Genomic DNA, 13,971 nt, shown 5'->3' with positions numbered 1-13,971 from the left:
CAACACAAGCTGAAAATGCCCCGTGTACTTAAAACCCTCTAAATTTTTCTACGTCTTTGAACACAAGTGTACGCCAAGCCTTTCTTTATCAATAACGGGCATCTTATCAACTTGCTGAGAGCCCCAAACCGCGACTAATAAAACGAAAAGAGGAAGCAGGAGTAAAACGCTTGACCGCAAGTATGCCGTCACCCCAGTTTTAACCACCGTTGGCTTGTATACCTTCATGGCACGGGGAGGATAACGACCTTCTTTGAGACCTGCTATACCTGTTGGCAGCATAAAGCTTGTTATTAGGAATAATGATACAGGTAGGCCAACAAACAATAAGTGCCAGATAGTATCCGCACCATTAAGCCCAAATAATTCATAACAATGCGGATGCTCATCAAAATCAGTGAGTAAGGGCTGTAGCCATACATTATTCGCAACAACCGCAACTATTCCAAAGAGAGCAAGCAGGGAGAACCTTACGAGTTTCTCTTTCTTTGTGTATTCATTGGCATACTCCATAGGGTGAGTCTCACTATCAGCACCAATATCTGTCTACTTGGTCTTTTTATCGTCTAACTGAATCTGAAAGAAATCATAATATGCTGTTTGACTTGGTATTTTTTGTGGGATTGGTTTTCGCTTGTGAAAATGCGAGTTAGCAGGGCTTTTTCGCAAATGGAATACGCAATTGAAAAAGGGGTAGATACCTCAACACTATTCACGATGAAACGTAAACGGCACTTTCTCTAATAGGAAATCAACCAGTGCGCGTGTTTTCGCGCTCATTCATGGATGGATATAGACATCATGAGTGCTTAGTCGCGTGATACAAGGTTGCTTCGATTGATATTGATACGTCAGACACTAAATCGAACAAAAAAGGGCAGACAGAAAACTATCCAACGAATTTTCCATTCGATAGTATTAGCGATGGTATATAAGCCTTCATACTTAGTCTGGAACAACAAAACATGAATAGTGCACCTACACATAAACCACGCCCGATGATTGACCTTCTGGTCAGCATCGTCATCCCTGCTTTTGTTCTCATGAAATTAAGTGGTGAAGATGATCTAGGTGCGAGCGGCGGTTTGATTGTCGCCTTGAGCTTCCCGCTCGGTTGGGGCTTGTTTGAACTCATTAAATACAGAAAATTCAACTTCATTGCCTTGTTGGGCCTCGCCAACGTTCTACTCACGGGTGGCATTGGTTTACTTGAGTTGGACACCAAATGGTTGGCCATTAAAGAAGCCGCTATTCCCGCGGCGATAGGTATTGCTGTTTTGGTCTCTACTTTTACCTCTTCCCCGTTAGTCAAAGCGTTGCTTTTTAACCCAACGGTGATGGATGTTGAGAAGATCAATCAACGCCTGCAAATGCGTAACAGCATGGAAGCCTTTGAAAGCCGATTGATGAAAGCCACCTACCTTGTCGCGGGCTCTTTTGCTTTTTCGGCAACCATGAACTTCATCCTCGCCAAGTGGATTGTCACTAGCCCTGCAGGAACCCCTGAGTTTAATGAACAACTTGGTCAACTCACGCTATACAGCTACCCAATGATTGCACTGCCATCCACCATCATGATGATGGGGGTATTCTATTACCTGTGGCGAACGATTCATGATTTGACGGGGCTGAAGCTAGAAGAGGTGTTGGCGAATAGCTCGTCGAAATAACCAATTTAAAGGCTAGGGGCAGAGTAAAAGCTCTGACCCCCTGCTAATAAGAAATGGGTAAATAGTATTTTCATCACTCCCCCCTCATCATATTTCACGTAAAACACACACTAAGCAACCATGCTAGAGAGTGGTCCATGCGTCACTGTACATCAGTTCCTATTTTCGACGATTGTTTATTCTATATCTTTCACTTTAAAGCCAATGTGTCGCGTGATGTGGCCGCAATGTAGTCAATAAAAAGATCAGGGCGGTTTTCTGCATTCTCTTTCAATCTGTATTATTCTATTATCTTATGGAAACGTTTACATGCGCTTTAAGATTAATGAGTAACGAAGATGTCGAATGTTGAATTTAACCCTGTTGATCACGCACACCGCCGCTATAACCCGCTGACAGGGCAATGGATCCTTGTGTCTCCTCATCGAGCAAAACGTCCATGGAGCGGTCAAGATGAAAAACCGTCGAATGACACGCTGCCGAGCTATGAAAAAACGTGCTTCCTGTGCCCAACCAATGAGCGCGTGTCTGGTGACAAAAACCCCGATTATACGGGCACGTATGTATTCAATAATGACTTTGCAGCCTTGATGGTGGAATCACCGGATGCGCCCGAATCGGACAATCTATTGTTCAAAACGCAAGGCGTTCGTGGGTTGAGCCGCGTGATTTGTTTCTCGCCCGATCACAGTAAAACGCTGCCTGAGCTTCCGCTTGAAAGCATTCGCCGCGTGATTGATACGTGGAACGATCAAATCGAAGAACTCGGTAAAGATTACCTGTGGGTACAAGCGTTTGAGAACAAAGGCGAAACCATGGGCTGCTCTCAGCCACATCCTCATGGTCAAATCTGGGCAAATAGCTTTTTGCCGAACGAGATCGAACGCAAAGAACACCACTTAAATGCCTACTATCGAGAGCACGGGTCTAACCTGTTGATGGACTATGTGAACGCTGAGCTGAAAGATCGCTCGCGTGTGGTCGTTGAAACCGAGCATTGGGTTGCACTGGTACCGTATTGGGCAGCATGGCCTTTTGAAACCATGTTGTTGCCGAAAACGTCTATTCGTCGCATGAACGAATTGAGTGATGAGCAGCGTGATGATTTAGCGGTGGCGATCAAAAAACTCACTAGCCGTTATGACAACTTGTTCAAGTGTTCTTTTCCCTATTCGATGGGGTGGCATTACGCGCCATTCTTTCATGAGGGCACGGATATTGACCATTGGCAATTGCATGCGTTGTTCTATCCGCCATTGCTGAGAAGTGCATCGGTGCGCAAGTTCATGGTCGGCTACGAGATGCTCGCAGAAAGTCAGCGTGACCTGACGGCAGAGCAAGCAGCGCAGCGTCTTCGTGATGTCAGCGACGTTCACTACAAAGAACAACAATGATTAAAGAACAGTGAAAAAAATGAATTCAGAGGGCTTGCTCGATTTGGTGTGCCTTCACCCAGTTTGAAATTTTATAAGAGCGATAGATATGTCTGATCTGATCCAAAATGTGAAAGCGTCTTTTGAGAAGATTTTTCACTACCTGCCAACCCACATCGTGCAGGCGCCAGGACGTGTCAATTTGATTGGTGAACATACGGATTACAACGATGGTTTTGTGCTGCCCTGCGCGATTAACTATCAAACCATGGTGGCAGCGGCGAAACGTGAAGACAACATCGTTCGCGTGGTGTCGGTTGATTATGACAATGTGATCGATGAATTTGATATCAGCGAAGGCATGACCTTCCAACAAGACAAGATGTGGGCGAATTACATACGTGGCGTCGTCAAATGCTTGCTTGAGCGTGGCTTGGCGTTCAATGGAGCAGATATTTCGGTCAGCGGGAACGTGCCGCAGGGGGCGGGGTTAAGCTCGTCAGCCGCGTTGGAAGTGGTGATTGGTCAAACGTTTAAAGAACTGTATCAGCTCGATATCTCTCAAGCTGATATTGCCCTCAATGGTCAGCAAGCCGAAAACGAGTTCGTCGGGTGTAACTGCGGCATCATGGATCAGATGATCTCCGCCGAAGGCCGCGCAAACCATGCCATGTTGTTGGATTGTCGCAGCTTGGAAACCCAAGCGGTATCCATGCCAAAAGGTATGGCGGTGGTGATCATCAACTCCAACAAAAAACGCGGCTTGGTCGACAGCGAATACAACACGCGTCGTGTTCAGTGCGAAGAAGCGGCGCGTATATTTGGCGTGAAAGCCTTGCGTGACGTGACCATTGAGCAATTCAATGACCGAGTTAGCGATTTGTCAGAGTTAGTCGCCAAACGTGCTCGCCATGTGATCACCGAAAACGACCGCACTCTTGCTGCCGCAGACGCCCTTCGCGCGGGTGACATGAAGCGTATGGGCGAGCTGATGGCCGAATCCCATGCCTCAATGCGTGATGATTTTGAAATCACCGTCAAAGAAGTCAATGCACTGGTAGACATCGTGCAGGAAGTGATTGGCGATCGAGGTGGCGTTCGCATGACGGGCGGTGGCTTTGGTGGCTGTATTGTTGCCCTTGTGCCTCCTGCATTGGTCGATGAGGTGAAGGCCGCAGTCGAAGTAAACTATGAAGCGCAGACAGGCTTGAAAGAATCCATCTACGTGTGTCAGGTGCATGACGGCGCAGGTCTAGTAGAAGCGTTGTAAGGGAGTGTGATGACGCATCCTCTGTTTCAATCAATGACGCAACAGTCTGCTTATGATGGTAAGCCGGCACAGCTGGTGGAATTGAGCAATGCGGCGGGAGTCAGCGTTGTGTTGATGGATATTGGCGCAACCTGGCTAAGTTGTCGATTGCCGATAGCTGATGAGGAGCGCCGAGAAATCATACTGGGCGTGGCTAGATTGGCTGATTTTGAGCGTCAGCAAAGTTACATGGGCGTGACGGTTGGGCGCTATGCCAACCGCATCGCCAATGGACGTTTCAACATACACGACCATGCTTATCAGCTGACGACTAATCAAGTGGGTAACACCTTGCATGGCGGCGCATTCGGCTTTGATAAAGTGCGCTGGCGTATTCGCAAGCAGACGTCAGCAAAAGTGGTTTTTTCACATGAGTCTCCAGATGGCGATCAAGGCTTTCCGGGCAACCTTACTGTGATGGTGACGTATCAGCTCACCGAGGATAATCGCATTGAGATCTGCTATTTAGCGAACACAGACAAAGCGACACCCGTTAACCTGACCAATCATGCTTATTTTAATCTCGATGGGGCGGAATCGGGTGCAGATTGTCGTGACCAAAGGTTACAAGTGAATGCGGACCATTACTTGCCGACGACAGATTTGGGTATACCTTTGGGGGAGTTGGCATCAGTCGGTGGGACGGGGTTTGATTTCAGGCAGCCTAAAGTTATTCGTCAGGATTTCTTCGCGGATAGCCAGCAAGAAGGCGCCAAAGGTTACGATCACAGCTATTGGTTTGATCCCAGCCGAGAGACTTCAATGGCGGTTGCGGCGTTAAGCAGTCACGATCAGAAAGTTAAAATGTCGGTGTTTACCGACAAGCCTGCAATGCAGCTGTATTCGGGGAATTGGCTGGCTGGTACGCCAAATCGCAGCGGTGGTGAATATGCCGACTATGCAGGCGTCGCGCTGGAAACGCAGTTCTTGCCAGATTCTCCTCATCACCCTGAGTGGGACCAGCCAAGTTGTGTGCTTGAACCAGATCAAACGTATCGCTACCACACCGTTTATGCTTTTGATTTTTAATCAGTACAACGAGAGAGTTGCTGTCCTGCGTGAATGTTAGCGTCGGGCGTAAAAACAAAAAAGAGCACGAATATCAGCATATTCGCGCTCTTTTTTATTTGTCTGATTTGGTGACTCTGGCTTATCTCTCCGACACACGCACTACGGAGTTTCGACGTACAACGGTGGGTGAAAAAACGATGGTCTCATTTTCTACGTGATCCTCACGCGCTAATGCGAGTGCTAACCGCGCGGCTTTGTCGGCCATCATCTCAATTGGATAACGCACTGTGGTGAGGCGAGGGTAGACATAACGGGCGATTAAACCATCATCAAACCCCATCATGGACACTTGCTCAGGCACTTTGATGCTGTTTTCATCCAAAACAGATAACGCGCCTGATGCCATGTAATCGTTGTAGGCCACCACTCCAGTTATCTCAAGTGACTTGTTGAGCAGGTTCGTCATCGCGATTTCACCGCCATCACTATTGGGTTCAGCATACTCGATATGGCTTTTTGACAGCGTAATATTGTTGTCTTTCAGTGCGGCAAGGTAACCCTCAACACGCTGAGAAGCATCTTCAATGTTTTGTGACGATGCGATACAGGCAATTTTAGTATGACCGTGATTGATGAGGTATTCGGTCGCCAGATACGCGCCTTTGCGGTTATCAAGCGAGATGCAGCGCTCTGCCAGATCAGGAATGTGACGATTAATGATCACCATGCCTTTCACTTCTTTGGCATAGCCGATCAACTCTTCATCTGACAATCCCTTTGCGTGGATAACCAAGGCATTACATCGGTTGTTGATCAGAAGCTCAATCGCATTGCGCTCCTCTTCAGGGCGGTGATAGCCATTGCTGATCAATATGTGTTTGCCGTGCTCATGGGCAACGTTGTCCACCGCCTTCACCATGGTGCCAAAAAAGGGGTCAGACACATCGCCCACAAGCACGCCAACTGTGTTGGTACTTTGACTGACTAAGGCTCGCGCTGCCGCGTTGGGACGATAGCCGAGTTTACTCATCGCGTTGGTGACAGATGCGATGGATGATTCACTCGTTTTTGGCGATTTGTTAATCACGCGAGAAACGGTTGCGACAGAGACTCCCGCCTCTTTCGCCACGTCCTTGATCGTTGCCATTTTCTACCTCTCAATTCACTGAGGCTATTAAATACCGATTGTGTAAATGAAGCAATTAAAGTGAGTTTCTCTGTGTGAACTTCTAAGATAACCAATTGTAATCTTGGTGATTAGTGGGAGTGTAAACGTGATGCTTTTCGGGCTCTTTTTTATTGAATCTTCTATTGTCAGCGCAAATGAAAATGCGTCGAAAAACGAGAAAGCCCGGCCTGTCGTTGAACGAAAGGCCGGGCTTTTATATCCGAAACTATGTCGCTGAAAATCAATCAGCGTGATATTCAGGGTAATCCGTCAAGCCTTTTTCACCGCCACCAAACAGGGTGTTGGGATCGTGCTGTGCCAGCGGGTAGCCGTTGCGAAGTCTGTTTGGCAGATCGGGGTTGGCAACGAATGGGCGGCCAAAACCAATCATGTCAGCAAGACCGTCTTTGACTGCTTGTTCGGCTTTGTCGCCGTCGTATTTACCCGCGTAAATGATCACGCCTTGGTACACTTCACGCACATTATGTTTGAACACGGTTGGGGTGTCTGGGGCATCGTCCCAATCCACTTCCGCAATGTGCAGGTAAACCACATTCAGTTTGTTTAACAACACAGCAGCAGCGGTGTAGGTTTCTACGGGGGTTTTATCCACGGTGCCGTTCAATGACGTGAACGGCGCGAGACGCACGCCGACGCGATCTGCGCCAATGGCGTCAGTCATGGCTTCAATCACTTCACCGAGGAAACGCAGACGGTTCTCGATAGCGCCGCCGTATTCGTCGTTACGTTTGTTGGCTTCTGAATCAATAAACTGGTTCACCAAGTAGCCATTGGCAGCATGCAGTTCAACGCCGTCGAAACCCGCTTCAATGGCATTCAAAGCCGCTTGACGATATTCCGCCACCACGTTTTTGATGTCTTCTTTTGTCATTTCACGCGGTTCAACCACGTCGACAAATCCTGGTTCATCGGTCCCGTTATCGATGAATACTTTGACGTTTTCGGCTTTAAGTGCAGACGATGAAATAGGTTGTTCACCGCCTGTGTTAGCCGTATGCGTCACACGACCTACGTGCCAAAGCTGTGCGAAAATCACGCCATCTTTTTCGTGAACAGCGTCGGTCACTTTACGCCAGCCCGTGATTTGCTCTTCGCTATAAATACCCGGTGTCCATGCATAGCCTTGGCCTAATGCCGAGATCTGCGTGCCTTCAGCCACGATCAAGCCAGCACTGGCTCGTTGTGCATAGTAAGTCGCCATCATGTCATTGGCGCTATTGCCGGGCTGGGTGGCACGAGATCGTGTCATCGGCGGCATGACAATGCGGTTTTGAAGTGAAAGAGAACCCAGTTTAATAGGTTGGAACAATGCGTCTTTCATGTCGATTTCCTCGTATTCGCTTATCTCATTCAGCGCAATCGTTTAGGCGCCAGAGCTATTGATAAAAATGATGTTCTCTTTTACATGCCGCGCTAAACGTTGGCTTTGCTTGGGGTCGAGAATAAGCGCTCATAGTGTGCGCGTAAAATTATCGATTATTATCGAATGAATAAATTTACGTTATGAACATCGCGAGTCTTGTGCACGGACTTACGCGACAGATAGAGTTAAAGAGGTTAATGAAATAACGGGTGGGGGGCTGAGCGGTGTTTCAGGTGGAATGCAAACAGAAAACATCCCGCCAACACACTGCGAAAAGCGCGGTGTTGGCGGGAAAGGTTAGACATGATTAATTTAACGAAAACTGTCGTTAAACGAAGCCATCATTAACGAAAGCTATACGCGCCATGACCATTAGAGAACGTCCAATGATTGCCATTTGACCAATACACTTCAGGCTCTTGCACACATTGGCCACCGCTATTCACAAATCCTGCGCCGTAAAAATCACCGCCGCGATTCAAGCTACACAGGCTAGCATCGCCGTTTTCCGTCGCTTTGATGCGTTCTCCGATGTCTTCTCGGCTAATCAAAGACAGCCATTCAAATTGGTTCAGCGCTGATAAAACAGGGCGTTCGCCTTCTGCATCACGCAATGTGATTTCACTGCCACCTGTGCATTGGAAATCGCCGTTGCCAAGGTTATCCACGTAACCGTGCAGGGTTTTTTCTACGCCGTTTACTGTCATTGGGAAGCGACAGATGTTCGGGTAGTCATTGCCTAGACGCAGGGTTGCAAGGTTTTGACGCTCTTTTTCAGTCAATGCCGCAGGGTCGAAGGTGTCGGTGTGGCTAAACCAGCCTGATGGCAATGCGGAATCCAGTGCTTCATAACCGTGTTCTTGACCAATGATGACAGGGCCAATCAGATCGTGAACCGCAGGGTTGCGTGGCGTTTCAACCGAATCGAGCACACTGTAAGAATCTACGCCTGTAGAACAGCTCAGAGAGATTCGCTCAGGGTGCACATCTGCAGGCAAGTTGATGTGGAACTTGTTACTTTCACCGCTGTTGTAACGACCACCTGCCAGCGCAATGCGCTGCACTGAACCGTTTTCGCCATCAACAACTAGCTCACATTGCTTTTGTGAAGTCAGGCTGTACTGCATGATACCGCCTTGATGGGCTGCATAAGCCCAGTTTGCGCCGTTGACGTGTTTAACACCGTCAAACTGCGTACATTTTCCGTTAGCAAGAAAGCCTGCACCGTCGTGTGATGTGCCTGATTTATCAAGGCTACAAAGGGTTTGCTCACCCAGCGCCGCGGTTGGCGAATAGGTTACTTTGCCCAATAGTTCGCCCTTGCTTGCCAGCAGTTGGTATTCCATCGGCACGGATTCTGGCATTTCGCGTTCGCCATTCACGGCCCAATACATGTCTGATGATGAGCGGCATACGGCGTTTGCTGTATCTTCATAACCGACGAAGTTGGCTTGTTCACCATTCGCATTGGTATAGCTGAACTGACAAAGCGGTAGCCATTCATTGTTTTCTTTGATCGTCTGCCATTGGGTGTTCACGCGATCAGCGCTGGTGATGGAAACGACGTCTTGCCAGCCTTCGAGTTGCAGGTCGATGGCACTTGGCGCAGGAAGATCAAATAGGTTGCCGTAGTTGGAATACACCAAGGGATAAATCTGGCTTGGGTTATTCTCTGAAGGGTCGTAAATACCCAACACAGTAATAACTGGCACGCCTTTCGATGTTGGTTTTGAATAGTTTGAATCAGCTTCAACATATTGCTGTGCATAGTGATCCCACTGCGAGAAGCCCGTGGTGCTATTCATGTCCAAATTGTTCGAACGGTTAAACCAATCTTGTGTAATGCGAGATTGGATAGGGTGCTCCAGTGTGTAATGACTGATAAGGCCAGTCAGCGGATACTCGCCACCCCCCATGGCTTCACGAAGAAAGCGGAATTCACCTGCGAACGGCGGCACAATTTCACCACTGCTAGGGTTTTCCATTGTCTCTGGTGCAGCAGACCAATGGATGTTGCCGATGAAGCGATTGTAGCGTGCATCCCAACCCCAGCCAGATTCCATGTCATGAATCGACGAGTTTTGTGGGTGGTGACCACGACCGAAGTTGTGGCCAAGTTCGTGTGACCACTCGTTGCCACGGGTATCGTCTAGCGTCACAATGCCACCGCCGCCGCTGCCGCCATGCACCACGACGGTAGACGTGACAACGCCTGTCTCCGCGTTTTTCGCCAAATAGCGACCACGGCTGTTGTGTGCCGTGATATGGCTAAATGGGCGAGCCCAGCTAGCATCGCCGCCAGCGGTATCTGTGATGCCGAAGTTGGCGTTATTAATACCAATGGAGAACAAGCGCTTACCGATGAACTCACGCATGTCACCACCGTGCCATCCTGGTGTTTCAAACTCGCTGGCCTTGGTGTACACCTTGCCATTTGGCAGTGTCACTTTTCGTAAATGCACGGGCGTGTAATCTGCCATTACCAGTTTAGATACTGGGATCTTCTGGAAGTAATCGGTCGCCAGATTTGGCATTTGCTTAATCATGTCATAGCGATCACGCGGCTCAACCAACATGCCGATATCAATGTTTTGAATCACCATTTCTGGTGCGCCGCCGAATACCAGCATGTCGCTGTTGAGATCGCCTTCACGGCCTCGATTGTCACTAAAGCGCAGTGATAGACCGGGTTTCATCCATTCCCAGCTCAGGGGGAAACTCCACGCGTGGTGGGAGTACACCACTTTGCTTCGGCCATTGTTTGGCTGATCGGTTTTCGCCAATGCGCTCGGTGGCTGCATTGGGAAACGACCCATGCTGACGCCGTCAAGTTCAACGTCGACCCACAGTTGGTTTACACCACGCTGAGAGGGAGTCACCAACAACTGCGCGTTACGTGACATAACAAGATTAGGGTGACCCAACACCTCGTTGCCATTTGGCATCACACTGGTGTGTGTCTGTGCAAAATTAACGTGGGCACGAAGGTTACCAAGTAAGTGATTTTGCGCATTGCGGCTGTCGTTGTAGCTAAGGCGGGTTGGCAAAGTGGTAAAGCTAAACGTTTCAGTGTCGCAACTTAGTGCATTACAGCCTTTGAGCTCGACTTCATAGGTGGTTTCTGGTTCGAGATCGCCAATATAGAAACTCTTGCCTTTGGCAGAATAGTTATAAGTGATCGGTGATTGACCTTCGTGGCGAGCGGTCAGTGCAATGGAGTAGTCAGCATCATCACTTGTTGCGACCCAAGCCAGCTCTACGCCGATGTCAGACACAGATGCTGCCTGCAGCTCAGTGATCTCTGGCAGAGTCAGCGTGCCGCAGTCAGACGTGACGGTGCGCAATACCATGTCGCTTTGCCAAATATAGCTGCCGTCATCATGTTGTGAGCCACGCGCTGCGGGAATGTATTCTACGTAGCAACCCGTATCATCCGATGTCATGACACCGAATTCGCGATGCATCAAATAGAAGCCGCCATTGTAAGCGACGTATTCCCAATCGGTGTCGACAAACGGGAAGGCCGTACTGTATTCACCATTTTTATCGCTTAGCGGAAACATTGGGTAGTTTTCGTGGTTCACCCAATATTCTTTGCCTTGGTACTGCAAAAAGCGACGACCGTCGCGCTCAACAATGTTGGCGGGGTCTAGTGCGAGTTGCTGCATCTGTTCCAGCGATGCACGAGTTTGTTCACCCATCGCAGTGAGTGTGTTGGTTTCTGCCAGTGTAGGCAGGCTGACAAGTGCGCTTCCAATGAGCAATGGCAACAGCTTTAGTTTCATGGTTTGTCCCAGAAAAATGTTCTTAGAATTATGTGTTTACGGACGGGATTCTGATGGATTTATCAATAATGATGATGGGTGAATATGCAATTCATTGATCTTGGTGCAGAGATTGTTTTTGAAATGTTGATCCTGCTTCAATAATGCGGGTTTTGTCGTGCTACATGCTGGCTGAAAAATAAGCTTTAAATCATTAATTTAGAGTGAAAATATTGAGTTGGTATTGTTCGAGTTAACATGGCGTGCCCACTGATATTGGCGAGATTGAAGGAGCGTTGGAATGTGTGATCATCAACGATGCTTGATTTTGACTATGCGGAATTTACGCGTAGATCATCGCCATTTTGTGTAAAACCCGCATTTTTGAACGTAACAAGGCACAACCGCAGCAGGCCGTGTTGGTAAACTTTTATTATCGACATTGAACGTGTGCTTCACGGAATACACGCTGAAACCCCGAGCCATAGGCGAACCAATACAAGGATGATTTTCTATGCAGCTTCTCACTGGCAACCTGACGCATTTTCGTAACCCTCAATCGCATGTAGAAACGCCATACAGCGATGCCCAACGGGGTATTTTGAGTGTGAAGAATGCAGAACAAGCCATTGCCTCGATTTCGCAATGGCCCGGTTATCAGGTGACACCGCTTCATGCATTGAGCGACATGGCAGCATCGGCTGGGGTGAGTCAGCTTTGGTACAAAGACGAGTCACAACGTTTTGGGCTAAAAAGCTTTAAGGCGTTGGGTGGGGCATATGCCGTTGCGCGTCAGTTGCAGTGGGTGTTGAGTGAGCGCTTTGGCAAAACGCCAGCGATTGCGGACTTATTGGCCGGTAAATGGCAATCAGAGGTCTCTGAGATCGTGGTGAGTTGCGCGACTGATGGAAACCATGGGCGCTCGGTTTCTTGGGGGGCGCAGATGTTTGGTTGTGGCTGCGTCATTTATGTCCACCGTGATGTGTCTGAAGGACGCAAGCAGGCGATGGAAGCCTTTGGTGCGAACGTGATTCGGATCAGCGGAAATTATGATGAATCTGTTCGCATGGCAGATTCTGAAGCTAAAAAACATGATCGCGTGATTGTGTCTGATACCTCGTATGAGGGGTACATGGAAATCCCGAAAGACGTGGCGCTGGGCTACACCGTCATGCTGGCGGAAATCGTTGAGCAGCTTAAAGGTGATATTCCAACCCATGTATTTGTACAAGGTGGTGTGGGCGGCTTGGCATCCGCGGTGTGCGGCTATTTTTGGGACTGGTGGGGTGATGCACGCCCGCGATTTGTCATTGTTGAACCAGAGCAAGCGAATTGCCTTCAGCAAAGTGCGCAAGCCGGCGAGCCTGTTGTTGTTCATGGTGATCTCGATACCTTAATGGCAGGGTTGGCGTGTGGCGAAGTTTCGAGCCTTGCGTGGTCAATTTTGGCTAATGGTGCCGATGATTTTATGACAATCAGCGAAGGCGCAATACCTGAAACAATGAGATTGCTTGCGGCGGGTTATCAAAACGACCCTGCAATTGAAGCAGGAGAGTCCGGTGTGCCGGGCTTGTCGGCGTTGCTATTGGCGCGAACTCAAGCCGAATTATCGTCAGCGTTGGGGCTAGATGAAACCAGCCGCGTGCTTGTTTTTGGCACCGAAGGTGCCACTGACCCCGAACTCTATCGTGAGCTAGTCGGCTAATCGTCTCGTTTGCTAGCCGACATCATAAATGGGCAGTGTGATAAATACACACACTGCCATTTTTCTTGGCAGACGTTTTATTCCGCCACTTCATCAATAGGCACCGTTAACCCAGTTTTAACCGGATCCATCACCACATTGGTTTGAAAGTTTTTGATGTTCGCATTGTCGAAGAATGTCTCTCGTGTGAACGTGTCATATCCCGCCATATCTGCCGCTGTCACTATTAAAATGAAATCCGAACTCCCTGTCACGTAATAACATTGCTGTACAGAGCGGTTCGTTTTCATTTCCTTTTTGAAATTATGCATCAAATCGACGCGCTCGCGCTCAAGGGTCACTTGCACCACAAACGTCATCGCATTTCCTACCGCTTTAGGGTCAATCACAGACACATCGGCATGAATGATTTTTTGCTCTCGAAGGCGTTTTAAACGTCGCTGTACGGCGGCGGGAGAGAGTCCCACTTGTTCTGCGATTTGATCGGATGTCGTACGATTTGACGCTTGCACGATATTGAGGATCTTGCGATCAAAGTTATCAATAGAAGGTGTTGATGAATTCGGCATACCCGTTCGGTCCTTTGA

General features: G+C 48.6%; 10 protein-coding genes. 5 read left to right on the top strand and 5 right to left on the bottom strand.

Translation table 11 applies throughout. The annotated features are described in order from the left end of the window. Positions 1-48: 48 nt before the first annotated feature. The gene (locus ACED36_RS08810) at positions 49-513 is read right to left on the bottom strand and encodes a hypothetical protein (protein WP_371733133.1); all 465 of its coding nucleotides are present in this window, start codon (positions 511-513) and stop codon (positions 49-51) included. Between the two features lie 452 nt (positions 514-965). On the opposite strand from ACED36_RS08810, the gene ACED36_RS08805 reads away from it, so the two are divergent. The 4 genes from ACED36_RS08805 (at position 966) to galM (ending at position 5,381) form a co-directional block, all read left to right on the top strand. After that, positions 966-1,670, top strand: a complete 705-nt coding sequence (locus ACED36_RS08805; RefSeq protein WP_016961216.1) for a VC0807 family protein — start codon at positions 966-968, stop codon at positions 1,668-1,670. A gap of 338 nt (positions 1,671-2,008) precedes the next feature. Then, positions 2,009-3,064, top strand: a complete 1,056-nt coding sequence (locus ACED36_RS08800; protein WP_016961217.1) for a UDP-glucose--hexose-1-phosphate uridylyltransferase — start codon at positions 2,009-2,011, stop codon at positions 3,062-3,064. Between the two features lie 88 nt (positions 3,065-3,152). Further along, positions 3,153-4,313: a galactokinase gene (gene galK, locus ACED36_RS08795; RefSeq protein ID WP_016961218.1), complete on the top strand. Its 1,161-nt coding sequence runs from the start codon at positions 3,153-3,155 to the stop codon at positions 4,311-4,313. Between the two features lie 9 nt (positions 4,314-4,322). Continuing rightward, a complete protein-coding gene (galM, locus tag ACED36_RS08790) occupies positions 4,323-5,381 on the top strand; it encodes a galactose-1-epimerase (RefSeq protein ID WP_016961219.1) in 1,059 nt (352 codons plus the stop codon). Positions 5,382-5,502: 121 nt separating this feature from the next. On the opposite strand, the gene ACED36_RS08785 is transcribed toward galM, so the two are convergent. From ACED36_RS08785 to ACED36_RS08775, 3 genes are all read right to left on the bottom strand, one after another. Then, complete coding sequence (locus ACED36_RS08785; RefSeq protein WP_016961220.1) at positions 5,503-6,510, bottom strand: substrate-binding domain-containing protein; 1,008 nt, start codon at positions 6,508-6,510, stop codon at positions 5,503-5,505. 262 nt (positions 6,511-6,772) lie between these two features. Beyond that, the gene (locus tag ACED36_RS08780) at positions 6,773-7,873 is read right to left on the bottom strand and encodes an alkene reductase (RefSeq protein WP_371733132.1); all 1,101 of its coding nucleotides are present in this window, start codon (positions 7,871-7,873) and stop codon (positions 6,773-6,775) included. A gap of 386 nt (positions 7,874-8,259) precedes the next feature. After that, a complete protein-coding gene (locus tag ACED36_RS08775; protein ID WP_371733131.1) occupies positions 8,260-11,700 on the bottom strand; it encodes a M66 family metalloprotease in 3,441 nt (1,146 codons plus the stop codon). Between the two features lie 493 nt (positions 11,701-12,193). Between ACED36_RS08775 and ACED36_RS08770 the strand changes: the two genes are divergently transcribed. Next, a complete protein-coding gene (locus ACED36_RS08770) occupies positions 12,194-13,384 on the top strand; it encodes a diaminopropionate ammonia-lyase (RefSeq protein WP_371733130.1) in 1,191 nt (396 codons plus the stop codon). A 77-nt stretch (positions 13,385-13,461) separates the two neighbouring features. Here the strand turns inward: ACED36_RS08770 and ACED36_RS08765 are convergent, their stop codons facing one another. Continuing rightward, a complete protein-coding gene (locus tag ACED36_RS08765; RefSeq protein ID WP_016961225.1) occupies positions 13,462-13,953 on the bottom strand; it encodes an Lrp/AsnC family transcriptional regulator in 492 nt (163 codons plus the stop codon). Positions 13,954-13,971 lie beyond the last annotated feature (18 nt).

This window comes from Enterovibrio sp. FF113 (assembly GCF_041439165.1).
GTDB lineage: Bacteria > Pseudomonadota > Gammaproteobacteria > Enterobacterales > Vibrionaceae > Enterovibrio > Enterovibrio norvegicus_A.
This window is presented reverse-complemented; position numbering and strand designations above follow the sequence as displayed.

What these genes read in the sequence shown, in the direction of transcription:
- ACED36_RS08775 (WP_371733131.1), bottom strand. Translation starts at nt 11,700, where the DNA reads ATGAAACTAAAGCTGTTGCCATTGCTCATTGGAAGCGCACTTGTCAGC.
- galM (WP_016961219.1), top strand. Translation starts at nt 4,323, where the DNA reads ATGACGCATCCTCTGTTTCAATCAATGACGCAACAGTCTGCTTATGAT.
- ACED36_RS08780 (WP_371733132.1), bottom strand. Translation starts at nt 7,873, where the DNA reads ATGAAAGACGCATTGTTCCAACCTATTAAACTGGGTTCTCTTTCACTT.
- ACED36_RS08770 (WP_371733130.1), top strand. Translation starts at nt 12,194, where the DNA reads ATGCAGCTTCTCACTGGCAACCTGACGCATTTTCGTAACCCTCAATCG.
- galK (WP_016961218.1), top strand. Translation starts at nt 3,153, where the DNA reads ATGTCTGATCTGATCCAAAATGTGAAAGCGTCTTTTGAGAAGATTTTT.
- ACED36_RS08785 (WP_016961220.1), bottom strand. Translation starts at nt 6,510, where the DNA reads ATGGCAACGATCAAGGACGTGGCGAAAGAGGCGGGAGTCTCTGTCGCA.
- ACED36_RS08765 (WP_016961225.1), bottom strand. Translation starts at nt 13,953, where the DNA reads ATGCCGAATTCATCAACACCTTCTATTGATAACTTTGATCGCAAGATC.
- ACED36_RS08810 (WP_371733133.1), bottom strand. Translation starts at nt 513, where the DNA reads ATGGAGTATGCCAATGAATACACAAAGAAAGAGAAACTCGTAAGGTTC.
- ACED36_RS08800 (WP_016961217.1), top strand. Translation starts at nt 2,009, where the DNA reads ATGTCGAATGTTGAATTTAACCCTGTTGATCACGCACACCGCCGCTAT.
- ACED36_RS08805 (WP_016961216.1), top strand. Translation starts at nt 966, where the DNA reads ATGAATAGTGCACCTACACATAAACCACGCCCGATGATTGACCTTCTG.